This is a genomic window from Paenibacillus sp. WG02 (genome assembly GCF_055396115.1).
In genome coordinates, this window is sequence record NZ_AP036016.1 from 4,308,767 (window position 1) to 4,333,937 (window position 25,171).

The following is a 25,171-nucleotide window of genomic DNA, read 5'->3' on the forward strand; positions in this document are numbered from 1 at the left end:
AAGGCTGCTGAACAATGATCGTCGGCAGCCTTCTCATGTTTTTTCATTGAACTCTCGTTTCTCGTTAGCTTAACTACGCATGGGCCAGTTTAGGTATACAAAACGGAGGTAATTCACCTATATCAGAATTCGGTTTAATAAATAATACATCTTCATTCTTACCAAAGGGTTCCACATAAGCTTTGTCAATTAGTTGATCAGGTGTGAAATGAAATCGAATTTTTCGCGTTTGCTTAGTTGTAATGCGTGAAACCAAATCTTCAATGTCGACCTGTTTTTCACTGACGACATCATATAAATGAAGTATTTCGCCTTCATGTACATAAACGATAATTGCGTCGTCAATTTGTGAATAATAAAGGCATTCGGCAAACACGTTCAAAGCGTAAAATTGAAATAAACCTTCGTTTTTTGCGATACCAAATTGTTGTGATATCGGCCTGCGGGAACCATGCATTTGTTTTATTAATTTCCAATGCTCTTCCATAGACACGTTCAGCTTTTCCAGCAGGATCTCATTCTTAGGTTGAACAGATCCATCTACATAAAATTGATATTCAGGCATAGCAGTGAATCCATATTTTGGATAAAAATCAAGTGCAGTGCCGTTTGCAAATAAAAATAACAAATCACATGTGTTTTCATAGGTGTCCAACACATAATTCATCAGTTGTTTCGATAATCCCTTACCCCTATGCTCAGGATGTGTCATGACAGTACCAATTTGTATAGCCCTTTTGCTTTCACCATTTATGATCAAGTCCATTTTGCTTACAGAAACATTTGAAATTATTTGGTCATCCGCAACAATTGAATGGCAGATATAACGATCGTCCCAGGATCCTTTTTGGTACCATGCCTCGAAGTCAATACCAAATACAAGTGTGGAAAGACGATTGAAACTTGCACGGTACTCGTCTTGATTTTTGAAATCATAACTATGGATCATCATAATACAGCGTTGTCCTTTCTAAATTAATGATATTTTATTATTCATCTGCTTTGACACATTTCCTCTTTATTCCTTCTGCTATACAGCCAGATAGCGAGGAAAAGGCGGCATGTTGATGGCGACCTCCTCGTGTTAGTCTGTAATAAACTATAGTTCCCCGTTAGCGTAATCCCCCACTTTTGTTCAGATATCCTAAGTCTCAGGTTTTACACCATTCAAAGTCCTTAAATATACATTTTCTGTACTTAATCCATTTGACTTTGATAAATGAATATCATACGTGTTACGTTATTCGGCCCGATAACTTAAAGAAGCCGGCGTTCCATTGCGCGCAGCTTCAGATAATTATTTATTGAGCTCTCGTTCTTCGTTGCGTAACAAGTTTTTTAAATCCAGAAGGAAATAAATAACTTGACATGGGGTGGGATATACTAACAATACTTCCCTCATTAGCTACCGAGTGGAATAAATATTTGATTTTTACACTTAAGGGGTTGTTATCAATGGTCGGTTCTCATGTTGTTGGACTGTCTTCAACGGAAATATCCGCATTGTGGTCATCTTACATTAGTGACAGTTTAGCGATATGTATCTCCAAGTATTTACTAAAAATAACTGAAGACGACGAAGTAAAGCCACTTGTTGAATTATCGTTGACCTTAGCGCAATCACACATAGAAACCATTCAGCATCTTTTTGAAAAGGAAAAATTCCCTATCCCCACTGGATTTACTGATGCAGATGTCAATGTTACAGCCCCCCCGCTATTTTTCGATACATTCCCTCTGAGTTATGTGTATTCTCTGAGCCGAATTGGCCTGACGAAGTATGCCTTGTTTTTATCTAACACAGCTCGAGAGGATGTAAGAAACTATTTTACTCAGTGTCTACGGTCCACAACTGATTTGTACAACAAAACCATCACACTTATGTTAACCAAGGGAATCTACGATCGACCTCCAATGATCCCTTATCCGGAGCATGCTACCTTTATTAAAAAGAAAGAAAACTTTCTGTCTAAATGGTTTTGGCCGCAGAGAACTCTGAATGTAATGGAAATATCCGAAATGTTCTTCAACATAGAACGAAATTATTTCGGACTAATCCTTCTTACAGCTTTTATGCAAGTAGTTAAGGACGAACATATTAAGCGTTTACTGGCACGGGGAAAACAACTGTCTATGGATCAAATCAAATTCATCAACGATAAGTTGGTTCAAGATGATTTGCTCGGGACAATCATGGTCAATACAGAAGTCACCACATCAACGGTATCCCCTTTTTCAGATAAATTGATCCTAAATCTACTTAACATACTTAATTCATCAGCTCTCACTTATCTTGGAAATGCGCTATCCGTGACGACGCGACTTGATTTGGCTGGTGAGTATTCCAAGCTTATGGTTGAAGTAATGAGTTTCGGTAAAGATGTAACTGATTTGCTGATTGAAAGGGAATGGCTAGAAGAGCCTCCGCATACACCTGACCGGAAGAAACTTGCAGGCGTCTAAATTAGCTAAAAGTAGCTTCAATGAACAAATCCAATTGACCCATATAATATTGGAACTATCCATTTAGTGTTTAATAAAAACCAGGGAGTAGCTGCCGCACGGAAAACTTACTCCCTGATTCATTTGAACTAACGTTTCTCGTTAGCTCAGCACTCAAACGAACATATTAGTTGTCTCCCTGATACTGTAATTTGTTGGAGGCATTTCATTTTTCTCGAAAAATGCTTTAAAAAGCACTAATCCGTCTTCGTAGTTAAGGATTTCATTAGACAGTAGATCAATTTCTCCACCACTATATTTCAGTTTCCGCTTGGTTTTAAGTAATTTCTTACGTCCAACCACATACTGCTGAAACCCAGAATTAGTCTTTTCTCTCCATTCAATAGTCATCTCTTCAGCAGATCCAGCGCATTGTATGTAACAAAGATCATCAATTGAGTACGTGCAAAAGGAGCTTGTCTCGTGATTCATTTGTTTTAGAAAACCCAAAACATATTCTAGATCAGAGTCATTTTCTTCAATCAGATAATTATCTACTTCTCCCTGGAAGTGCATACAGTAAAATCCCTCTCAAATCAGTTTTGAACATACGTTCTCAATTATCTCAATGTCTCGCCTTAACGAACCCCTTTAATTTTAAGTAATTGTCTATAGGGAAGTCATAATTAACCCATTTTTCCTTATAACCTTCTCGTCCATATTGCCTCAATAATGAATCTAGTGCTTGAACTACTGCCCCTACAAATTCAATAATTAAACACGTTTCATCTAGATCAATAACTCGCTTTTTTATCTGTTACGTAGATCTTCATAAGAAAGAATTTCAATGTGTAATAAATCTTCTCTTCTACTTATAGTCCAAACAGTTCCACCTGGTTCTTCATTCCATTCAAACTGAGCTTGTGGAACAGAATAAGAACTAATTTCAGGAATAAGTGAAATTATTGCCTTCAACATGTCACCAAGAGCATCATTAATATAACTTGCTGTGAAATAAACAGTATTAGAATTAAATTCGATATATCCATCGGCCCAACCAGCACCGGTTAGTGCATATTCGAATTTCAAGCAAATTCACCTCACACCAATCTGACGTGTCCCGTTTACTCAATAAAGTTGCGTAATATTATTTTCTTTTCAAAGGAAACCTTGATTAGTTCCATGAAATTCCCCACCTTTTTTCAGTCCCAATAATACCACATATTGGAAATAATCTGCCCGTTAGTTTAACGCTGCGCTTTAGTACTATCCTTTTTAAACAAAATAATCCAAAATGATGCTGCAGCGCTTTTGATCAAGTCTCCGAACCAGTCCGTGGATCTTGCCAAGATCAGGAATCCTTACATAAAAACAGCCTGCCGTATTTTACAACACAGCCAGGCTGTTTGGGAATTAGATTGCTGACGCTACTGTAAGTATCCTTTTCAAAATTATTTACCGCCTTTGACTTAAATTAAGCTCTTCATGCCCCGCAGCCACTCATAAAAACCATCATCGAAAAAGAGATCCGGGATGTATGTTTGAGTGTAATTGCAATTAGGGCAAAGAAGTACCAACCCTTGTTCAAGCACCTTAGGGTATAATTTCTCGTGTTTACTGTTGTTTCCGCAAGTAATAGGATGCACTCCTTCTGCCTGCTGGTAATCCTTAATACGTTGCTTAACATCTTCTTTGTTCATTTATATCCCCTTCATTTGTTGAGATCAACATTATACCAAGATATATATTGTTAGACATTGATTTTTTGCGATTCAACTCTACCATCCTTGAAAACCTTCAAATAGAATTTTTGCCAATCTTTACGATATAATTATACACGATGTACTCATCTACAACATAAAATAGTCTAAGAGCCCATTAGATTTCAAGCCATCATCCGCGGGGTATCAATTTAACTTCTTTTCAGAATTCTCCCTTTCTTTTTCCTTGTAAAAATCGTCATGGTAGGGTCACCTCACGAAACGGAAAAAAATCGTGCGCTAAGCAATTCATTACATGAAAAAACCGGACCCTGTATTCTACAAAGGAATCCGGTTTTCGTACTTCTGATATTTCCCAACCCTGTAGATTAATAAAATCACGAACATTATTTATATTAAACTCTTCTTTGATCTCTTTACGCTCAAATGCCCCAACTATTTCGTTTATGAGGCTCATTCCATGCCTCGGCATAAAATGAATTGCACGATCAACATTTTTTTCTAATTTATTCAGTGTACTACGCATTTTCTCAAGAAAACGTTCTAGAACAAAGACTTCGTCCTTCCTTAAGTTCGTATATAATGCTTCAATATTTGTTCAATTGAAATCGTTTTGGTAGTATCTTCATATTTAAATCTGCCCGTTCAATAAGAAAAAGTTTCATACGAGACAGCACATCCGTTTCATTTTACCGAGAATCATCACTCTGGGACTTCAATATATTCCGATACTCTAGCTTTTAGTATTTCAATTAGTTCTTCATCCATATAACCATAATCATCAGGTATATCTAGGTTCCAGATCGCCTTTTCATTAAGTGTTGATCCAAATTTATCTTTGAGTCGGCTCAAATGCTTTTTTTCCATTACAAATATGAGATCTGCCCAACCAATGTGTCCACTTGTTACCTTAATCCTAGCACCATCCTCTGTCCCAGCAGACCTCACATCATAACCATTATATTTATGAAATATTTTTTCGGCCGTTGGACTTCGCCATTTGTTTCTGCTGCATATAAACAGAACTTTTATGTTTATCATCCCCTTATCAAATCCCACTGAAAATTAAACTGTAGGTTGGCATCAACGTTTGCGTTAATCTGCTCCGTTACTTCAACAGCTGCCGATTATCCCGGCAGTCTGTCGTTGTTTGCTCTCGTTCTTCGTCCCTCATCGATCCCATGGCAGCCGAAACGACGAGATCTGTTCTTAATCCTGGATTTCAATGTTGTGGTCCTTACACCATTCAATTACTAATTCTTTAATCTTATTTTCTTTATACTTGTGCCATTGTTTATCAACGCCAAGTTCTATTATTCCATCTTTAAATCTCCGAAATGCTCCTCTTCCTTGAATGGCTTCATATAATTCTTCTCGAATGCTTTGATCCTTAAGACTTACAATAAACTCCTCCATAATTTCATATTCATTGAAGTCGTTTCTAAATGTGAAGTCAACGTAAACCCCATCTTCATCCTCAATTATACTGATGGCTTTTTCAATATTCTCTCTTTGCCATTCAGGAAATTTTCCGATTGGCTCTTCATCTTCTGCAGCCCCAATTTCTTCTCTCATTAATGTAATAACTTCTTCGATTCAAACAAACATCATATCCCAAAAAACAAACAAAGCTACCTCATCTGCAGCTTCTTACATCTTTTGATTAGATGAACCCAATTTTTTATCAAGAGAACTATCGTCTCCCGTTAGCTCAACAGTAGTCGCGGCGGTCATACAGCAGCCCCTCGGGGTTGAACTTAATATTAGGTCATCATCTAGTTTGTTTTGCTAAATCCATCCCAATTAAATCTGAGCGGAAGTAAACATTTCGCAAATAAGCGAATGTTTGAATAAAAAACCTCCCGTTTGGAGGTGACTGAGTTATTATTCATAATGTACTAAGTCGTAGTTCAAAAAAATATTGTACAACTGGATGCTTTAACTTCATCTTCTCGGTCATGTTTAAAATTCGCTTTTTTCCAACTCGTCTGTCAACCAAAGCTAGAATATTCAATAAGATATCATTGCTCTCTAAGCTTTCCTCTATAGAAATGGATAAAAACTTGTTAGCTATAACGCTAAAATTTGATTTACTTAATGATGACTGTGCTGACAAAAGCTCCTTTGCATATTCCGATATTTTTCTACTTCTTGCTATTACTTTTAAACGATCCTCCGGAACACTCCCCTTGGTATCTTTTCTGACCGCTTCGATTTCTTCATTGTTGATAGGAATCTGGATATCTGAATCATTCTTAATTTCCAACTCCGTCTGATACCATCTGATTAAGGTATCACTCATATTGAGTACGTTCTTTTTGTCTACCGCAATATAACAAAGTCCTGCTTTATCTGGTAAATAGCGGTAGCTGGTTGAAAGGTATTCGACCCTTCCATATAGCGCAGGACTGAGAAAACTCTCCAGATTTTGTTTCAATTTGCTCCAGGCCATTTCATCCTCCTATGTTCTATATTATAAAACACCCATTGAGGCACTCGTTCTATTATCCATAATACAATAACCAACACATCGATCAAAAAACAACCTTAAACCCAATTTTCAGGGAAACTGACACCCATCTACTGTATCTACCCAAATTTATTACTTTAATCACTCACTTTCTATAGTCAGCTGTCCTACTTGCTCTAAATAGAACTCTCGTTCCCCGAGGGAGTTTAATCAGATAACCTATCTGTTATTTCTTCCAATATTCGATCCACAATGATGTACGTATCTAAACAACCCTCAATGACAACATCTGAACTGGGTTTAACGGTCCTTTCCATTTCTAAATAAGCCGCCCTTCCCCTTACTAAATAGTTTGTTAAATCATTACGTACATCTTCAATTGTGTTCTCTTTATAATTTCTTAAGAGCCGTCTAGCCATAGCGATATCCAAAGGGGTGTCAATATAAATAGCCATATCAATATAATCACGCATTTCATCGTTTAAATAAGCAAAAGGATAATCAAGAACAATATAGTTTAGTGATCGATCATTGAGGAGTTCCTGGATATCATTAATTAATGGGAGCAAGTTCCATTCATTATAATTTGCTCCTTTCTCGACCCAATCACAAATGTCGTCTGGACCTTCAAAATCGTAGTCATCAAAATACAGAGCTTTTGTATTATCTAACTTACTAATTAATTGCTTTGTTGTCGTAGTTTTCCCTCCACCAGATACAGCAGCAATTGAAATTACCTTTGGTATTTGCTTTATGATTATCACACTCCTATTGATCTATCTTGCCCTTGCCTGCGAGCCACCCGAAAAAGAAAAGACCTAAACACGCACTAAACATTTGTTTCCCGAAACTTCTTCTTTCATCTGATATCTTGATCGTTAAGAGAAAGCCTATAAATATTAAAAAGAATAAAGTCCAAAAGATGCTCTTGAATAGACAGATGGCTCCGCCGAATAAAAATGATGCTAAAATAAAATAAAATACCGATTTTTTCTTGTTCATTTTTCACCTTTGATTTTTTATTGCTAAATACCTCGCAATGTATCTCGGCAACTAGAGATTACATCAATTTCTTCTCCACGTTATCTTCCCAGTTACTTCAATGAAAAAGAGAACAGCTGCCGGCGGCGACTTGCTCCCAGGTTGCTCAGCTATCGTTCCTCCGTTAGTTCAATCCAACTTCCCACGGATTCGTTACAACCTCGCCATTAAGATTTAAAAATATTTTACCTGTGCCGTCACTGTAATTCCAAAATAATTTTTTATTAATTTCAAACATGCGTATATTTTGAAAGGAGGATGATGTGTTTATCTCAACTTTAAACCCGTTAGACTCAATTACATTTATTATCTTTTCATAAGAAATAGGTAATTTCACCATTTTTTCTGATTCCAAAGAATGAAAAACAATAGCAAATTGTTGCCCGCTTGCATCCTTTGCTATACAAATAAAAGGTTCATGAAAATAGGGGAGCGATATTACTTCAGTTAATTTTAACGATTCAAGTTGGGTTTTATAGTTCTCTGGAATGTATAATTTGTCTTCAGCAACAGCACTAGGACTTGTCTCAGGATTATTTGGGATGACGCCATTTCCACAACCAACAAATGTTAGATACATAGTCAGTAACAAAATAAACTTCTTAAATGTTTTCACACTTATCTCCCCCATAGCTTCACTGAAACAGTACTATCGTTCTCCCGTAAGTTCAACCATCTTTTTCTTCTTTAGCCCTTTGGGATTCTCTAAATGAACCGAAAATGCCTGTTATAAGACCAATTAATCCAAAAGTAAATCCATATCCAGAAGAACCTTCAAATGCCAACAAAACAATTACTCCGAACAGTATAATAATGACACCTAAAAGTTGAACTTGATTTTTTATGTTTTCTATACTGGTAAATAGCAAGTGGTGTATTAATGACGCCAGTAACCAGTGTGCAAATTAGAGGAAAGATTTGTAAGAAGGTCGGATTCTGATTACCATCCCCAACAGGACCCACCTTTGGTTGAGATGCATCCCAATAACCATAAATTAAAAATACCAAGGGAAGAACGATACATACTGCAGAACTGAACAAGTAAAAACCATACCTATTCACAGCTAATCACCCCGTTTTATGTGTTCAGAACTAAAATAATAATACCACATATTGGAACTATTCTGCCCGTTAGCACAACAGGCCGCCGAGTTTATCAACGGCAGCCTGCTAGATCTTGTTATGAAGCTATCGTTTCCCGTTAGCTCAATAATGACCACTTTTGAACTTTGTATCGCTACAAGCCTATATTTTTCCTTTTCAATACTTTATTAATTGCATTATCAAGAATGCTAATTGTTTTCAGCAAGTTTTCCCCTAAATCATCTCGATCATGATCATCAAATCTTTGATTATCATATGGGATATTCAATGTGTGATCTTTTAAGTTATGAAGATTTCCTGAAAATCTCGTAAAGTATAATTTTCCATTAATAAGTTCTACTTTGATCTTATCTTTCAAATAGGTTCCGCAATACTCTTTAAGCTTGTTTTCGTTGATTGGAAACTCTTCATGTTTTAACGGAAAATCAACATCAACTTGATGCAAGATATCTGAAATTGCATTGCCCAGTCTGTACTGATTGATAGCTTCGTTATTTGAAAGAATGATTACACAAATATCTTCATCGAAATAATTCTGCATATAGGTGCTTATCCCAAGATGATCTCCCCCATGGGAATATCTATCTGTGCCGTAAATATGATGATGTTCCAGTCCATAGCAGTAATTGTTTTTGTTCTCTTTGACAAATCTAATGTACGTTTTTTGAGATTGGATTTTACGATCCCGTAAACAGGTGTACCATTTGAACAAATCATCGCAGTTTGAAATGATGGAACCTGCACCAATGCTAAATTTCTCATTATAATATGCACTTCTGATGATTGAATCAAAATCTTTTGAATAATTACTTGACCTGTTTTTTATAGGTTTACATCCGTCATCAACATCGCTGTTCATCATAGAATGAGAGGGCTTAGACCCGTTGAGACATGGGAGCGAAAATCGCTAAGGGCACTGTGGAGAATACGTGCATTATATGGAAATAATTAGGTGCGGATGCCCCCACCTCTATTCCCACACGCCTTCTAAAGGCTCAACGTAACAAATCCTGACCCTCTTCATTCTTCCATCGAATCCAATAGGGATGAAATCCTGCGAATACACGAGCTTGCGTGAGAAAATTAAATCATATCGAGGGAGCGTAATGTTATTTATCTGGAACTTGTATAATATGTTCTTCAATTAAACTATCCGTAATAATTGCACTTTTGTATCGAATAGTCCAAACATCTGAATTTTCATCATAAACTACTTCATTGATAACAAAGTTGTTGATACTTGAAATATCTTTGTTTAAGAGGGCTTTGCGTATTACTTCGTCTTGAGACAGGATTGCTTTTTCAGGTTTTTGTATTTTAGTTATGGTGACCTTCGATGCTTTTCCTTGACCAGGGTATGACGTAGCTATGGCACCTTCAAGCCATACATGAACGTATTGTCCAACCTCTACATCTTGGGGCATATTTGAAACCCATATTGCATCGTAGAACTCTTTTCTCGTTTGATTTATTTCTCTACTTATCGGACTAACCACTAAAGCTCTTTGATTTTCATGCTTGGTAATATAACCCACAAGACTGGGTGCAGGGGTGAGCTTAAAAGTGGTTTTTATTGTGTTTATGTGGTCGTACATTGAAAAGAATTCTGCTTTTAACATCTCATCGTGAGGATTGTATTCAACATCTCCTGGTGGAGCTAATGTGAACACTTTATCCCCATCTTCACCTATTTTATATATTTGACCCACCCCGATTAGTGATGGACCGTTTTTAAGCCAATCCTCTTTTGTCCATACTGTGATCGTGAAAACAACTCCCCCATACCCTTTATTTGCTTTATCAATAAAATTATAATTATCAGCACGGAAACCTTCACTTTCGATTACCTTTTCTTCAACTTCATATCTTCCCTCCCAAGTTTTGGGTAGTTTAAGAGTGAAATTATATTTCGTGTTTTCATAAAGAACGCTTGGTAATTCACTAATAATATGATCATTTACAGCACCTATTCGAAGATTAACCGCTGAATAGGCTCTGAAGTCACCTGCACCCTCAGATACGAACGTTTGAGATTCTACCCCAAAGTCATTTCCGCTTATTGCAATATCGCCAATTTTCTCACTTTTATCATTATAAAAGGCTAATTTAGCTTCTATTTTATTTTTTGAGCTTCCCACACCTGCCATTTTCAATTGCCCCGTAACTTTTGTGTTATTACCATCTTTAGTTAATATTAAATTACCAACAGATATATCTTTGTAATCTGGATCTGTTAAGTCTAGAATTTTATTTTTGACAAAAATCTTTTCTGATTCCGCATCATAATCGATGGTTGCTCCCAAATTTTCCGCTATAAAGCGAATGGGTACATACGCATGTCCATCCACATTCAGTACCTTGTAATCATTGTTTAATCCAATATTACTACCATTAATTTCAAAACTCGCTGGAAATAATAACGCTTGAATAGAATCCGATGCGAAAATAACAGTTGAACAGGCAATAGCTAAACCTAAACTCAATCCCAATATAAATTTTCTCAATACGGCACCCCTTTTCGTTGTTTATAAATATAGAAGCTAAAGCTTACATTTTGTTGTGAAAATAGGGAAATTTCCGAAAATAATTTCCTTAAATGGAGTTTATTTCACCGCTATTCTGCCCGGTTCGGGGAAAAGGCAGCCGTATCAGCAGCTACCTTTTCATTTTGGTTATTGAGCTATAGTTCCCCGTTAGTTTAGCGAACTTCTCGAATCTATTGATACATTCTTTTCTTTCTTTATATATACCATTTGATTTTCATTCATTTATTCCCAGAACCCATATAATTAGAAAGAAAATAGCAGGAATGATTCTTCTCAAGGAGTCTTAAAAATTTAGTAGTATAAGCTTCATCCTGCTCCTGTAGTTTTCTCCATAGTTCATCAAATAGGTTTTTATTATGTTCATTGTAATCACTATTTTTCAACTTTCAACCACATCCTTAAACTTAATTTTATTTATATCTCTAATCGGCGTATATGAGCATAGTTACCCGTTTGCGGAATAAAATCATTTGTATTTGTTCTACTTTATTCATTAAATTATTCGTACAATCCTTCAGGAGTTGATCCATCAGGAAGAACATACTGGAAGTAAATTCGTCTTTGTTCGTCTTGCCCCTGCGTATATCCTAAACCAATATGCTCAATTTCTTTTTGTATTGACCATTTAATATACAACTGGGCATTTAGATCTCCTTTCTCAAAACCATTCATATCAAAATCTTGCCCGTGATTGTATTTATAATTAGGTTTTGCAGCTTTCAGCAACAAATCGAACAGGGATATAAGCATGACCATTGTAATTCAAAACTTTGTAGTCACTTTCTAATTCCTTGCTTTGTCCGTTTATTTCAAATTTGGTTGGAAACAAGTATGCTTGAATTGTGTCAGCCGCATAAACAGTAGTTGCCGCAGTTAAACAAATCCCACAAATTAGACCTAGAAGAAACCTTTTCAAAATTCATCACTCTCATAGCTCAGTTCTTAGAAATTAGACAGAGCGGACAAGTAATAAGTTTCTTTTATAAATGGGATTTTTTACAAAATTTCTTATACATAAATTTTATTTCAGATATTCTATTGTCAATGCCCGTTAGCTCAATGCCCCAGGGTATATTTATTATGTAACTTTGTTGGTAATCGCCTCATATGCTTGACATTGTAAGCCTTTAGAAAAGAAGTTCATCGATCTGGCTCAATCAGGACGAAACATAGAGGCTGCCACCAAGGTTTGAAAAGAACCTTAGAGGCAGCCTCTTGGCTTTATTTCTGCTTGGACTGAGCCTCTTTCTGGGCATCATCCGCTTGTTTGGCTTGCAGTAATTGTTCTTGTCCTTTATCTTGAATCGTCTTAAGTGCCTCATCAGCTGATTTATTCCCATCGATAACGGCCTGAATTTCTTGATTGGCAATCATACTGAACGGCTGGTAGAAGCCACCTGGGATTTTCTCGTAACCTTTAGTAATCTTGTTTGGATTAGGTTTTAGGAGATAAAATGGCTCTAAATTATGGCCGTTCCTCTCTTTGGAGTAAGTGGTGCGGGTCATCAGGCTGCTCGAAGATTTGGACATGACTCTAGCGAATTCATCGCTGTTGATATATTTCAAGAATTCCCAGGCTGCCCGTGTATTGGGCGATTGGGCATTGATACCGAATACATTGGATACGGAAACACTGTTAGAAAAGTCCGGATTTTGCGGATCAACGGGAACCGTGACAATATCCCAATTGATAGGCTTCACATCTTTCAGGCGGTCTTTGGCCTCTTGCAGATTTTGCATCATATAGTTGCCATCAATTGTCATCGCAACCTTACCCATGACGAACAAATTCTCTTTGAGATAATCCTCGTACATGCGCGGTGCATTAGAATCGGCGTTTTGATTTTTTGGCATGTACAACGCACCGGATCTCAGAGAGTCGACGGTAAACTGCAGAGCCTTTTTCCAGGCATCTGTCTGGATCGTCAGTTTCATCTGCTCAGGATCGATATAAGACAGACCCAGCGTAGTGCCGATGCTGTTCATATATTGATAGGCGACTCCTTCACGCATGTAAGAATAAGCGGAAAATCCGTAAATTCGCTGATCTCCCTGATCATCGGTCGGGAAGCGTTTGGCGAGATTAATGACATCTTCCCAGTCTCATCTTATTTTTCGGAAGCTCAATGCCATACTGTTCGAATAGATCCTTGTTATAGTAAAGAGCCTGACTGTAGAAGTCCGGTGAAAGTCCATATAACTTACCCTCGCCTTTGAGCTTAATCGTATCCAGTGTAGCTGGAAGGATGTGCTCTACATCGAATTTATCCTGTTTAATGACATCGTCCAGCGCATACAGACGTCCTTTTTGTACGAACTTTTCAAGCTGGTCGGTACCGTTAACAAGGAGAATATCCGGCTTTTCTTCATCGATGAGTTTATCAAGCGCTTCCTGAGGATCTTTGCCGGGTCCATAAATGCCTTGATTCGAGATGACCTCTACGTCAATATTCGGATTTTTGGCCATGAAAAGATTACCGTACTGTTGGTAAAAGGAATTCTTGTCATAATACATCACTTTAATCGTTGCTTTCTCGTCTTTCCCCAGCTTCTTAAGTGATCCGGCTTCTCTTGAAGTACCGCTAGCCTTCTCCGAAAAATTACACCCTGTCAGCGAGACAGTTACCGCAATCGCAGCGAGTGTACACATCCAACGTTTCATTTGATTCCCTCCACATTGTTTCTATTACCAAATATAGTAATAATTCTTTCACTATCATACACATATCGGAATAAAAATACAAATTATACCAAATTTAGTAGAGTTGGAGATAGTTGTGTCGCGAAAGGCTATGACGAATGCGGCCCCACCAATCAACAGCAGTTTGCGGCGGCCTATCCGATCTCCCAGCGTCCTCATTTGTGATCCAGAACCATGCGAGCGTTAAGCCGTAGATGTCGATGATCCACAACTGTTGGTGTTCGTTGAAAATAAAGTTTTAGACTGGAGTTGCTGATCCCACGCGGGTTTTTAATTACAAAATCGGAAGCCTTCGTAAAATAAGTTTTAGACTGGCCCCAATAAAAGAAACAGCGGCATCCTTGGACGAGAAAATAAAGTCCTAGACTACCGCTGTTTTATTGAGCTATCGTTCTCCGAGAGGAGCTTAATGAGATATGCTATGTTCCTTTGTCCCCATCATCCTCACTAGAGCAAAACCAGCCAGTTTTCCATCCACACGAATAAAAAATGGATGTCTGCCTTCTTCTGTCCAATAGAGCTGCCGCGAGGTAAGCTCCTTCACTATCGTGTTCCGTTTATTGAGCATATTGTACCGAATACAATGTTTTTTCACCTGTTATGTATGCATCGCATCCAAATTTTAACGCGTCGAGGATATTGTTAGTTGAGTTTCTTGCTCCCATAATAATGCCCACTTTGCTAATTCGTTTTTCAGAATTCTTCCATGACTTAACACTTTCTTTTAATACGGTTGTTACCCTTTCACTCAAGGCTTCAAACGTTAATGGGTCTTTGAATATACCTACTCCAGGTATACTCCTACCTTCATTATGATAAGAAGTTTGAATAATTTGGTTGACCTTTAATGCTCGAAAAAGTGAATTACACGTACCAAAATCAGCGTAATCAAGTGGTAAATGAACGAAATAATGACTGATTTGAAATTGCTTCAGTAGATTATGGCATTCTTCCTTCATCCCGAATACGAAATCCCAAGCATCATGATGCGTAACATTAGATCGATCTTGTTTTCAGCAGCTTGACGTACGATATCTGGTGTAATATTCGTTGAAAAACCAATACGGTAAATCAACTGAGGACCAAAATTGTAAAAAGCATATTCTTCTCCTTCATCAAATGTTGTCAATAAGTCACCGAAGAGTGAGTGAGTAGCTTCAATAAATTGATCACAGTGCATCTCAATTACACCACCAGTTAATTGATAAATTAATATTATACTTACCACAAATTTACTTTTGTCGCTATGCAATTTTTCTACCCTTTAGCTTAATGGACATAAGAATAAACAATAACATATCCAACATTTACTATCACCACGATTATGCGCATATGTTTGTGTCGTGACCTCGCGACACATGCATATGTGCATTGAAATAAAAAATCCCCGATTGACGGGGATCTAAAAGCACTCATGTTTGTGCATAAAGTCATCCACTTTTAATAGCGGTGGTTTTTAGTTCAACTTTAATATTATTTGGAATTTGAGTACTCATGCTTTATGTTTTCCATATTGGGTTCAAATCCTTGATGCTTTGATAAGTTCGATGAAATGCTGTGCTGCTTTTGTTAAATAGCGCTCTTTTAACCAGATTAATCCGGTTGCGAATTTAAGCTGATTCTCTGCAATGGCAAAGGATTGAATGTCATACCCTCGATGCAAATGAAGAATGGATTCCGGCACGATTGTCGCCCCATCCCCTGAGGATACCCACTCCATTAACGTGACGATATCTGAACACTCCCCGATGACGTTCGCTTGCAAACCACGCTCGGTAAATTGATCGATGATACTTTGATATAAGCCAAGACCTTCGCTGCTAGGCAGAATAAGCGGATAGCGCTGAATGTCAGCGTAGGTAAATCCATGTGATTCAGGCGCAAAGGTTTTAGCTGTAACGAAATAAAACGGCTCAGCTTGAAGCCTCAGCACTTCAAAATCGCTTAGTTCCAGCGGTAGCCTTACTATGGCAAGCTCAATGGAACGTTCTCTAATGAGCCTAAGAAGCTGTAAGGATTCACTCTGCTGTATTTTATAAGTAACTTTAGGATAGCGAGTTTTGAAAATACGCAACAAATGAGGCAACGGTGCTGAAGACAATGTGTTCACGCCTATCGTCAATTTGCCTCGTGTCCCCATGCCAATTTCTTTCACTTCGTTCTCCGTTTCTTCTAAGAGCCGCGTCATATGAACGGCATGCTTGTATAAGGCCTGTCCTGCGTCGGTCAGTTCTAATACTTTATACTTTACCGTTTCTTATGACAAGCTGGACTCCGAGGTCTTGCTCCATGTTCTTCAATTGTTGGCCAAGCGGGGGTTGAGTCATATGCAATCTTTGGGCGGCAGCTGTAATTTGCTTCTCTTCAGCGATAGCTATGAAATAACGAAGTTGGCGAATATCCAAGGAAGAGACAACCTCCTTATCGAATGTTAAACGTATAGAAACCAAACTTTTTAAATATTTTTCGTATGCTAATGGCTATGGTACCATATCCGTATAATCGGAAGAAAGTAGTTGCTTTGTATTGCGTATGTCAACTTAGTCGAAGAGGATGTGTCGTCAATAAATCTATCCCTCATTCAAGCAGCAGAACGCGGAAAAACTGAATTCGTTGTGCAATGTATCAAAGATGGCGCGGATATCAATGGAAGAGATGAACGCGGACGTACTCCGATTTTAGCCGCCACACACGGCAATCAAGCAGATACGGTTAGAGCGTTGATCGTGGCTGGAGCAGATATCAATTTACAAGATCATTTCTTAGATAATCCTCTCTTATACGCTGGGGCAGAAGGATTGCTCGAAATCGTCAAGTTGATGAACGAAGCTGGCGCTGATCCAACCATCACCAATCGCTATGGAGGAACAGCGCTCATTCCTGCATCCGAACATGGATATGTTGAAGTCGTAAAAGAGCTTCTTACCCGATCAAAAGTGAATGTAAATCACGTAAACAATCTCGGATGGACGGCACTGATGGAAGCGATTGTACTAAGCAATGGTGGGAAAAGGCAGCAGCAAGTCATAAAACTCCTAATTGAACACGGAGCTGACGTGACGATACCGGATAAGCATGGAGTTACACCGCTGGAGCATGCTAGAGCGCATCATTTTACAGCTATCGAACGTTTATTAGTAGACGCCGGGGCCTAATATAGCCTCCAATTATTTGTTGTGAAAAGGACGGGATATCATGTTAAATACTTCATATTGGTTAATGAATGTAAGATTAGAACAGGGTTATGTCAAAGAAGACGGACAAGTGGTCGGTACACATACGAAGATTTGTCATGTCCGGATTGACGGCGACGCCATAGCTGAAATTATCGGATCGGAATTGGAGCCTCAGGGACCACTTCCCAAGTACGATTGCAAGGAGTTCCTGCTGCTGCCCTCTTTCGAGGAGGCGCATATCCATTTAGATAAAACGTATTATGACGGGCCGTGGAAAGCGGTGAAAAAAGTTTCAAGCATTTTCGAACGGATTGAAGAAGAAAAAATATTATTGCCTAATCTTCTGCCTATGGCAAGACAACAAGCCGAGAGCATTTTGACTCTTATTCAAGGGTTTGGTGCCACGCATGTGCGCAGCCATTGTAATATCGAGCCCGTAAGCGGTCTGCACCGTTTAGAGGCAACCAAGCAAGCCTTGGAGACATTCTCTGGTAAAATATCCTCTGAAATTGTTGCGTTCCCTCAGCATGGACTGCTTCGATCGGATTCTGTTCAATTGGTAAAGCAATCCTTGGCAGAAGGAGCGACCCTTGTCGGCGGGGTAGATCCATACACGGTAGATGGCAATATTGAAAAGTCACTACAGACCATGGTAGAGCTAGCGGTTATGAACAATGCCGGTATTGATCTTCACTTGCATGATGGAAATGAAGCAGGGAAGCAAACTTTGCTGCGGCTGGCTGATTTGACGGAAGAAGCTGGCTTGCAAGGAAAGGTGACCGTTAGCCATGCGTTTTGGTTCGCTAGTGCTCCTCAGCAGGAATCCGAAGAAGTAGCTGCAAGGATGTCTTCTCTGGGCATGTCCATTGCCTCGACGGTGCCAATCGGAAGAACTACGATGCCTCTCCCGATGCTGCATAACAAAGGTGTTCATGTGAAATTAGCAACAGACAGCCTGACTGATCACTGGTCTCCTTTTGGAAATGGCGATCAACTGGAGAAAGCTGGACGGTTCGCTGAACTATATGGGTGTAACGATGAATGTTCGCTCTCTCAATCTCTAGGATTCATTACAGGCGGGATAACACCGCTCGACCAAAAAGGCGAACAAGTATGGCCAAAGGTCGGTGACACCGCAAGCTTTGTGCTCCTGCCTGCCAGCTGCTCGGCAGAAGCCGTAGCGCGAAGAACGAAGCGTCAAGCCGTATGGTACAAGGGATTGTTCGTAAGCGGATCTCTGTGAACTTATCTTGACGACGATAGTTCACCCCCCCTAATTTGATAATATTACTCATTATTCCCTGAACTTCCGCCAAAGAAAATCAGAGAGCAGCTGCCGTGGCAATCTGCTCCCTGGTTATTCGAGTCAGTTGTTATAATTTTAAAATTACCTGTAGAGTTATATTCCTTTACTTTCCAGATCAGTCATGAGGAACCGTAACAGTTGCTGAAGTGGAAGTTTTATTACCTGCAAGATCAAACGCCGTGTAGGTGACGGTATATATGCGTTCATTCCATATTTAAGATGTTCGTCAAGCGATTGAAATTATCCTGCCCGTTACTTCCCTCGGTATTAAGGGATTTTCTCACGTTTACTCGCTCATTCGCAGGATTACACCCTCTTGGTAAAAAGGATATAACGGCATAGTAGTGGTAGTGACATCACCGAACGGCCATGAAGGCATACTTAAATAGAGGATAAGTCTTAACTTCCTCATTATTCCAATTACTGCACGCTTTCTCCACAATGCCCTCGGGGGTTCACCCTCCCAGATCTCAACGGGTCTATGCCCTTACCTTCCTTCGTTACACCTGTCCAAGGGGTGGAGGCCGATCAAGTTCAATATGCGGGTCTGTGCCCTTAAGTAACGGGTAATCGGTACTCCGTGCTTTCTTTGTAATCCTGCGAATGAACCAACCTACGTATATAGATTTACTTTAAGCTACACAGTCATGTATAACCGCTTTGTCAGTAGAAAAAGACTCTCCTCGTTGAGCTAGACCAACCAGAATACGTGCTAGCTTACCAATTAATTTAAACATAGAACGGTACTTTTTCATGTGCCTTACCTGTACGTTATGTTCATGCCACTTCCGAAATAACGGATTGTTCCCAATAAGACGTAAGGTCGCTAAATACAAATACTTTCGCAGCGTTGCATCTCCACGTTTAGAAAGTACGATCTGCCCCTTCCGTTTCCCTGACATACTCTCAGCTAGGTTCAGGCCTGCTCTTCTCAGTAATTGTCGTCCATGGGAATAGAGGCTTAGATCACCTGCACCGGAAAGGATTGCCGCAATGAAGATGGGTCCAAGACCTTGAATGGAGCGAAGTTGTTGAGCCAAAGGTATCTTGTCCAGGAGCACCAAGATTTCTTGCTCAATCATCTCTAGAATCTCGATTATGCGGCAATACTCATCGAGTAGCCGGCGCAAATCCTGTTTAGCTTCGTGGGTAGCTACAATTTCTCCTATGCTTCTAGCTGCAGAAGCGATGAGCTATGCAGCCTTCTCTAGCCCTGTAGTTCCGCCAGCTCGTTTCATGTGCTTTCTCCAGCTTGCTATGACTTCTGCTGTAGTCACCCCATGTAAGTCTGCTGGAACAGGGAATTCATAAAGCGTCGCCAAGGATCGCTTGCAGGTCCAATCTGAAAACACTAACGTATATTCGGGAAAACGAATATCCAACCAGCGAATGATTCGGTTCTGAAGCCGTATGCTATTCGCTACCCAAAACTCTCGATCACTCATGATAACGCGCATCCTTTCAAAATAATGCGATTGCTTTGTGTATTCAGAGTAATACCCCCTACTAACAACATCCGCGATGACTAGAGCGTCCTTCGGATCATTTTTAGAAGGAGAATTATCTCTATTCTCCTTGTTTCTTTTCGTCGTAACAGGGTTCACCAGAACAACGCTTAACCCCTGTTCTACCAGCCAATTCGCTAAATTAAACCAATAGTGCCCCGTCGGTTCCATTCCAATTATTATGTTGTTCAAACGGTGATTCTGCTGCAACTCATTAATCCAACGTCCAAACCTTTCAAACCCTTCCTTGCTGTTGGTAAACGTAAGATGTCGTTTAGAAAGAACAATTCCGCGAAAGTTCGTTGCTTGTGCGACATGTGCATCCTTCGCTATATCGATGCCAATTACTAAGTGAGATGGAGTAATTCGTTCTATTCGTTGATTTTGTTCGTCTGATTGCTTAAACTTCATAATAAGAGCGCCTCCTTGATGGTGTTGGGTTTCAAACCCGTGGACAAACCCATCATACCGAGGCGCTCCTTTTTTGACAAAGACCATTTTTTAGGCCCTACAGGAAGGTTGAGTAACAAAAAAGAGACCCACAGCAACGGGCTGCAGGTCTAAAGTTTATATTTTAAAGGGGGTCGAGTTTTATTATAGGCTTGATTCATTAATTCTGGATGAAAATAAGATTTCAATTCTGTTACATTACTGAACAAACGTTCTCCGTTAGGTTAACCTATTGTTGTTACGGGTTTAAATCGTCTAAACCTAATAGACTGATAAGATTATCTCCATTTTGGAGTTTTACTATTGCATTTTTATCCTTATAGTTCCAACCACTGCTTACCGCATGTTGAATTAGCTTTGAACAAACCCATGGCTGGCATAAGTTCGTTGCCCAATTGGTTTTCCAAGAAAAGAGTATCAAGTAATACGATGAATTAGTAACTGACGGGTATATCTTAAAGCTAATAAACTCATTTTCCGGTCTTTGGTCTATTACGCAAAGAAACGGGAAATTATCGACTACGATCTTCTTGACTTCCTTTGTAAAAAGCTTCAAAAGTATAAACTCCTCAATGAAAATGAATAATATATACTTCCACAGCTAGACCTATTTTCCTCCCAAATATCCTGCTGTTTTCCACGCATAACTGCCCTTTAGTTGAATGAAGAAAAAAAGGAATTGCCGCGAGGTAAGCCCCTCAACTGTTGTTCGCTGTTACGCACTTTTTACTTACTGTAAACAACGATTATGTTTGTGCCGCCGAACAAGAAAAAAAACCGCAGCATGAAGCATGCCGCAGGTCTTTAACTCGTATTACTTTAGATCGTTCCATGCCGAAGCTCAACTTAGGAACTGACATCCGTATCAATGATTTCATCCAGTTCTGAACTATGTTCGTTTGCGGCTGCAAGAATTTCTTGATCGACCTTATTACTTCCTTGAATTTGCTCCGCGGCTTGGGCTTGATTGTTCAGTTGCTTAACAATTTGTCCTGTGCCATGAGCTCCTTGATGTCCTCTACTGGATGTCATTGTATTTATCCTCCAAATTCGAAAGTTGATCTCCCTACTAAATTATGATGCTATTTTCCACCCTTATTCCACATAGAGCCTCATTGGTTCGTTTTCGCCTCATGCAATTGTGTAATCAACATCAACAGATTCAGCTACTGTTAATTTAATGGTTCGCTGAAATGTTTTTAAGCATCACCTGGTTGATCGTGTGTATTATTTTGTGCAGACTGGTCAGGCGATTTTCGAGTTCGAGATTGCAGTTCCTTATCTACGGTACGCTGAGATTTGGTTATCTTAGTTTTAGTTTTATCGGACATTGAGATTACCTCCTTTCTATCTTGATGAAATAAGCTAAAAAATTGAGCCTGTTCTGTGGGAAAGTTTCCTCAGGCTTTTTTAGGGCTTTATATGTGAACCATTTTGTTAACTAACCACCTTAATTAATATTTGCCTCATCAATTTTACCCTTTTGATTTGGTTTTTGGTTTTTTTGCTTTTCGGATTTCACGCTTTTCTTTTGATTAGTCATAACTTTAGCACACCCCTTTGAGTAATTTGAAACATATATATTGTACTCACTTAAGAAGTAATATAAGCAGACACATTGTGCCAATCACTTAGTTGGTCGGCGAAATTAAACAATAATTTCTTACTGGGAACTAAAGCTTTTCAAATGAGATTATTCTTACATAATCCTCCCTTAATCTCCACAAAATAAAGTACATTGAGAAAAGGAGTGATTTTATCCCATGGCAAATAACAGCACTTTACTCGTACCACAGGCTAAAGCGGCAATTAACCAACTAAAGTATGAAGTAACTCAAGAATTGGGCATCCCTCTTCAGCCAAATGGCTACAATGGAAATCTCCTTACAAGGGATGCAGGCTCTATCGGAGGAACAATTACAAAGCGTCTTGTACAAATCGCTGAGCAGCAGTTAAATGGATTTAAACGCTAAATCTATAATGTAAGCCTAGTAAAAAAGACTACGATCACCTTTCGTTCAAACTGGCAAACCTTACATTGCTATCATTGAACAAACGTATCCGTTAGTTGAATGCTCACTTATATCGTCCTTCATCAATTCTTTTCTTTGCCGATGTTCGTATATCATCATCCAGATCGTTTAGTAATAAACTTATAACTTGATATGTCGCTTTTTTGTTATAGACAATTCGTTGTCTAACTGAGCAATCTGAATCTTTCGCTAATTTTAATTGTAAGTGTTCAGGCAGTCGATTTTTTGTTGCAACATTAAATCCAACCCTTTCATTTGTATCGTCAGCGAGAATTTCCATTATCTCAACAGGAATTGATTTATTATGTGCTACCCATTCACTCATTTCAGGGTACTTCCTAATCACTTCTAACCAAACCTCAAAGGGAGCATCATCCCATGCAGCTTTCAGGTATTCATCCATATTTTCACTAAGTCTTAGTCTAACAAATTCTTCAGCAGAATTAATCATCATGAAACTCCAATTACAGATTTTTTTCCCATTTTAACATAACGAGTTTAAAATTAGTCTGCCGTTAGTTTAGAAGTCTGCCGATCCATTGCTGGCGACAGACTTCTGCGAAACAGCTTATTTCTTTACTTTTCGGGTAACGGACTTAAATCATTTGCCATGAAACTTTTGCTGTACTGATTTGGCAAATGTCCTTGAACCTGATGCCATCCTTTTGAGTCCTCCCACACGAACCGTAACTGTACAGTTTGTTCCATCATAGAGCGTCATGACGGATCAAGGTGTGTGTCCCAACCATGTGACCATTCCCAAATATTGAATTGATTTGGCTGTAATTCTGAACATGCCAATTCCGATTTAGAATCAAAGCCCATACGTTCCCAACCAAACAGTTGGTTCCCAATATATACATGTATATTTCTTGCCGCGTCCATACTGAGATTTTTTAAAATCACCTCATAAGAAACAATAGATAACGGCTTCGGGTCATTTATAGGCTTGGCCTCGTAAAGCAGCATATTGGGTCTTATTTCCCACTCTGGAACTGTAGGACTTAAAGTAATTGGCGGCTCAACATTGTTACAATCAGCAATTTGTTTGGTATGTACTTTCTCACATGCAAATAAAAATATTAACAGTACAATCATGAAGCAAAAATAAACAACCTTCCTCACTAAAATCCTCCAGAACTAAACGTTATTCATATATGTAGTAACTTTGGTGCAGTTTACAGATTAACACAACTGAGGATTAGTTTGTCACTTGGTAAAATTAAGCATTAAGCTATCCTGCTCGACGTTTTCGTGAAAAAGGCAGTCATTTAATGTCTTAATGTAACGATACTTTTCAAGTGAAGAATCTAATTCATTTTTTAATGTCCTTAATAATGGAGACTACTACCATAAAAAATAAAACAACAATTATGGTAAGAACCACACCACCTAACAGAATAAAACCTATTTTTCTAATTAATAATTCAACTACAGCATCAAGCATTCTGCCCACTGCCTTTTTGGTAATAAATTTATCATTCATTTGTACATATGTGGAAGTACTAAATATTTATAGTACATTTCTAGGTGATATGGATTTGTCACTGCCGAACAATGTTCCTTCCAAGTCTAATACAATTGCCTGTATGTCCGACATCTGCATCTCTCCTCACAAGTAATTTTTCCAATAATAACCTAATTCGAGGAGAAATGATAGGCTCACTATTGAATTAATCTGCCCGTCCCTCGGAGTAAAGGGCTACCACGCGGCAGCCCTTCAAATGTTTTTAACTATCGTTTTTTGTAAGGTTTATCAATAGATTATTTTTGAACTCAAACAGACTTCATTCAGCTAATGTTCTTGTCATCCGACATCGGACGGCCTGTCACGTTGGTATAGTTTCCGAATAATGACCGTGACAACAACTTTATTCCACTAAACCCAAAGAAGCCGCTATTTACGCGGCACTTAATGAGATAAAATTCTTATCAACCAACATATGGCTGTGACAAGTCAAGTTAAGATATCGTGAGCTCTTTTCGTTAATAAATTAAAAAGTATTATATACATTTTCACATTCTGTCGCAGTCGGTTCATAAAAACAGTGCTTCTTCCATCGTCCTGCAAGCGGCTGATTATACCAAGTTGGCGGACATGGTCCGGGATTTTCGAACGTTCCTGGACGGAAATACCATAGGGAGAATTTGCCTGGCCAATCCCGCTCCCCATTCACAGTCCGTCGGGCCAGACGGCGTTCCCTCTCTCTTGCGTTTTGATAGTACATACCATGTTGCAATGCTTCGAACGCATGCGGCTGGTTGATCATTTGGGGAATTGTCCGGATTCCTTTAAAATCGGAGCAATTCGCTCTTATTCGGTTAATGCCAACATTTCCAACAAGGAGCATGCCCTTTTCGCCTTCGGTCTCAGCTTCAGCTCGAAGCAACCTTGCCAACATATCAATATCCTGTTTCCTGGCTTTTACGACTGCCATTGGCTCACCTCTTTAGATTTCTATACACATCATATTGTAGGTGAAGCGGATGTGTTACTCTGGAGCGAGGATACCGTTTCATACCAGCAGCCTCGTCCTGTTATCTGAAGTGATCCGCGTCTCCGACTTTTCGGAAGTTTCGCATCCTAAATATCCTCCACAGTTTGAAGGACAAAAAGGATTTTGGCTTCATGGGTATATTTGGAACCATTTTCTTTTTATTCACAACGAAACAAGT

The 25,171-nt window shown here is 38.9% G+C and carries 27 protein-coding genes and 2 pseudogenes; 4 read left to right on the plus strand and 25 right to left on the minus strand.

Translation table 11 applies throughout. The features are described 5' to 3' along the window. Nucleotides 1–73: 73 nt before the first annotated feature. Nucleotides 74–952: a GNAT family N-acetyltransferase gene (locus ACBP55_RS19340; RefSeq protein WP_464644221.1), complete on the minus strand. Its 879-nt coding sequence runs from the start codon at nt 950–952 to the stop codon at nt 74–76. Between the two features lie 503 nt (nt 953–1,455). On the opposite strand from ACBP55_RS19340, the gene ACBP55_RS19345 reads away from it, so the two are divergent. Then, nucleotides 1,456–2,463 carry a DUF3231 family protein gene (locus ACBP55_RS19345; protein ID WP_464644223.1) on the plus strand — a complete coding sequence of 336 codons (1,008 nt, stop codon included), beginning with the start codon at nt 1,456–1,458 and terminating at the stop codon, nt 2,461–2,463. Between the two features lie 153 nt (nt 2,464–2,616). Here the strand turns inward: ACBP55_RS19345 and ACBP55_RS19350 are convergent, their stop codons facing one another. The 18 genes and pseudogenes from ACBP55_RS19350 to ACBP55_RS19435 all read right to left on the minus strand — a co-directional run bounded on the left by ACBP55_RS19350 (nt 2,617) and on the right by ACBP55_RS19435 (nt 16,430). After that, the gene (locus ACBP55_RS19350; protein ID WP_464644225.1) at nt 2,617–3,018 is read right to left on the minus strand and encodes a hypothetical protein; all 402 of its coding nucleotides are present in this window, start codon (nt 3,016–3,018) and stop codon (nt 2,617–2,619) included. Nucleotides 3,019–3,252: 234 nt separating this feature from the next. Further along, on the minus strand, nt 3,253–3,531 hold the full coding sequence (locus tag ACBP55_RS19355; protein WP_464644226.1) for a hypothetical protein: 279 nt from the start codon (nt 3,529–3,531) through the stop codon (nt 3,253–3,255). A 380-nt stretch (nt 3,532–3,911) separates the two neighbouring features. Next, nucleotides 3,912–4,142 (minus strand): hypothetical protein, encoded by a 231-nt coding sequence (locus ACBP55_RS19360; protein WP_464644227.1) that lies wholly within the window; start codon nt 4,140–4,142, stop codon nt 3,912–3,914. 723 nt (nt 4,143–4,865) lie between these two features. Next, the gene (locus ACBP55_RS19365; RefSeq protein ID WP_261306412.1) at nt 4,866–5,195 is read right to left on the minus strand and encodes a low molecular weight protein tyrosine phosphatase family protein; all 330 of its coding nucleotides are present in this window, start codon (nt 5,193–5,195) and stop codon (nt 4,866–4,868) included. Nucleotides 5,196–5,372: 177 nt separating this feature from the next. After that, nucleotides 5,373–5,738, minus strand: a complete 366-nt coding sequence (locus tag ACBP55_RS19370; protein ID WP_464644229.1) for a UPF0158 family protein — start codon at nt 5,736–5,738, stop codon at nt 5,373–5,375. 313 nt (nt 5,739–6,051) lie between these two features. Then, on the minus strand, nt 6,052–6,615 hold the full coding sequence (locus ACBP55_RS19375; RefSeq protein ID WP_464644231.1) for an SF0329 family protein: 564 nt from the start codon (nt 6,613–6,615) through the stop codon (nt 6,052–6,054). 224 nt (nt 6,616–6,839) lie between these two features. Further along, nucleotides 6,840–7,388, minus strand: coding sequence for a nucleoside/nucleotide kinase family protein (locus tag ACBP55_RS19380; protein WP_464653356.1), 549 nt, complete (start codon nt 7,386–7,388; stop codon nt 6,840–6,842). A 410-nt stretch (nt 7,389–7,798) separates the two neighbouring features. After that, nucleotides 7,799–8,290, minus strand: a complete 492-nt coding sequence (locus ACBP55_RS19385) for a hypothetical protein (protein WP_464644233.1) — start codon at nt 8,288–8,290, stop codon at nt 7,799–7,801. A 621-nt stretch (nt 8,291–8,911) separates the two neighbouring features. Beyond that, on the minus strand, nt 8,912–9,640 hold the full coding sequence (locus tag ACBP55_RS19390; RefSeq protein WP_464644235.1) for a hypothetical protein: 729 nt from the start codon (nt 9,638–9,640) through the stop codon (nt 8,912–8,914). A 247-nt stretch (nt 9,641–9,887) separates the two neighbouring features. Beyond that, nucleotides 9,888–11,282 (minus strand): DUF3221 domain-containing protein, encoded by a 1,395-nt coding sequence (locus ACBP55_RS19395; RefSeq protein ID WP_464644237.1) that lies wholly within the window; start codon nt 11,280–11,282, stop codon nt 9,888–9,890. A 540-nt stretch (nt 11,283–11,822) separates the two neighbouring features. Continuing rightward, nucleotides 11,823–12,080 (minus strand): hypothetical protein, encoded by a 258-nt coding sequence (locus ACBP55_RS19400; protein ID WP_464644239.1) that lies wholly within the window; start codon nt 12,078–12,080, stop codon nt 11,823–11,825. A gap of 465 nt (nt 12,081–12,545) precedes the next feature. Beyond that, nucleotides 12,546–13,412: an extracellular solute-binding protein gene (locus tag ACBP55_RS19405; RefSeq protein WP_464653357.1), complete on the minus strand. Its 867-nt coding sequence runs from the start codon at nt 13,410–13,412 to the stop codon at nt 12,546–12,548. After that, entirely contained in the window at nt 13,408–13,986 is a 579-nt protein-coding gene (locus tag ACBP55_RS19410; RefSeq protein WP_464644241.1) for an ABC transporter substrate-binding protein, read from the minus strand. Before ACBP55_RS19410 ends, ACBP55_RS19405 begins: the two co-directional genes overlap by 5 nt. A 466-nt stretch (nt 13,987–14,452) precedes the next feature. Next, a pseudogene (locus ACBP55_RS19415) lies at nt 14,453–14,542 on the minus strand (GNAT family N-acetyltransferase); the annotation flags it as partial. A 40-nt stretch (nt 14,543–14,582) separates the two neighbouring features. Continuing rightward, on the minus strand, nt 14,583–14,984 hold the full coding sequence (locus ACBP55_RS19420; protein WP_464644243.1) for a Nif3-like dinuclear metal center hexameric protein: 402 nt from the start codon (nt 14,982–14,984) through the stop codon (nt 14,583–14,585). Continuing rightward, entirely contained in the window at nt 14,981–15,277 is a 297-nt protein-coding gene (locus tag ACBP55_RS19425) for a hypothetical protein (RefSeq protein WP_464644244.1), read from the minus strand. The genes ACBP55_RS19420 and ACBP55_RS19425 overlap by 4 nt, the downstream gene beginning before the upstream one ends. Nucleotides 15,278–15,544: 267 nt before the next feature. Beyond that, entirely contained in the window at nt 15,545–16,213 is a 669-nt protein-coding gene (locus tag ACBP55_RS19430; protein WP_464644246.1) for a LysR family transcriptional regulator substrate-binding protein, read from the minus strand. 52 nt (nt 16,214–16,265) lie between these two features. Next, nucleotides 16,266–16,430 carry a LysR family transcriptional regulator gene (locus tag ACBP55_RS19435; protein ID WP_464644248.1) on the minus strand — a complete coding sequence of 55 codons (165 nt, stop codon included), beginning with the start codon at nt 16,428–16,430 and terminating at the stop codon, nt 16,266–16,268. 111 nt (nt 16,431–16,541) lie between these two features. Between ACBP55_RS19435 and ACBP55_RS19440 the strand changes: the two genes are divergently transcribed. Both ACBP55_RS19440 and ACBP55_RS19445 read left to right on the plus strand, forming a co-directional pair. Beyond that, nucleotides 16,542–17,180, plus strand: a complete 639-nt coding sequence (locus tag ACBP55_RS19440; protein WP_464644250.1) for an ankyrin repeat domain-containing protein — start codon at nt 16,542–16,544, stop codon at nt 17,178–17,180. Nucleotides 17,181–17,220: 40 nt separating this feature from the next. Then, on the plus strand, nt 17,221–18,444 hold the full coding sequence (locus ACBP55_RS19445) for an amidohydrolase (RefSeq protein ID WP_464644252.1): 1,224 nt from the start codon (nt 17,221–17,223) through the stop codon (nt 18,442–18,444). Between the two features lie 695 nt (nt 18,445–19,139). Here ACBP55_RS19445 and ACBP55_RS19450 read toward each other — a convergent pair. The 3 genes and pseudogenes from ACBP55_RS19450 to ACBP55_RS19460 all read right to left on the minus strand — a co-directional run bounded on the left by ACBP55_RS19450 (nt 19,140) and on the right by ACBP55_RS19460 (nt 21,793). Further along, a pseudogene (locus ACBP55_RS19450) lies at nt 19,140–20,423 on the minus strand (IS110 family RNA-guided transposase). A gap of 885 nt (nt 20,424–21,308) precedes the next feature. Next, a complete protein-coding gene (locus tag ACBP55_RS19455) occupies nt 21,309–21,494 on the minus strand; it encodes a hypothetical protein (protein WP_464644253.1) in 186 nt (61 codons plus the stop codon). A gap of 167 nt (nt 21,495–21,661) precedes the next feature. Continuing rightward, on the minus strand, nt 21,662–21,793 hold the full coding sequence (locus ACBP55_RS19460; RefSeq protein ID WP_261304347.1) for a hypothetical protein: 132 nt from the start codon (nt 21,791–21,793) through the stop codon (nt 21,662–21,664). 432 nt (nt 21,794–22,225) lie between these two features. Here ACBP55_RS19460 and ACBP55_RS19465 point away from each other — a divergent pair, with 432 nt between their 5' ends. Further along, on the plus strand, nt 22,226–22,435 hold the full coding sequence (locus ACBP55_RS19465) for a small, acid-soluble spore protein, alpha/beta type (RefSeq protein ID WP_464644256.1): 210 nt from the start codon (nt 22,226–22,228) through the stop codon (nt 22,433–22,435). A gap of 103 nt (nt 22,436–22,538) precedes the next feature. Here ACBP55_RS19465 and ACBP55_RS19470 read toward each other — a convergent pair whose 3' ends face one another. The 3 genes from ACBP55_RS19470 to ACBP55_RS19480 form a co-directional block, all read right to left on the minus strand. Further along, entirely contained in the window at nt 22,539–22,949 is a 411-nt protein-coding gene (locus tag ACBP55_RS19470; RefSeq protein WP_464644258.1) for a hypothetical protein, read from the minus strand. 263 nt (nt 22,950–23,212) lie between these two features. Further along, the gene (locus tag ACBP55_RS19475; RefSeq protein WP_464644260.1) at nt 23,213–23,620 is read right to left on the minus strand and encodes a hypothetical protein; all 408 of its coding nucleotides are present in this window, start codon (nt 23,618–23,620) and stop codon (nt 23,213–23,215) included. Nucleotides 23,621–24,489: 869 nt separating this feature from the next. Next, nucleotides 24,490–24,933, minus strand: a complete 444-nt coding sequence (locus tag ACBP55_RS19480) for a cell wall hydrolase (RefSeq protein WP_464644261.1) — start codon at nt 24,931–24,933, stop codon at nt 24,490–24,492. Between the last annotated feature and the right edge of the window lie 238 nt (nt 24,934–25,171).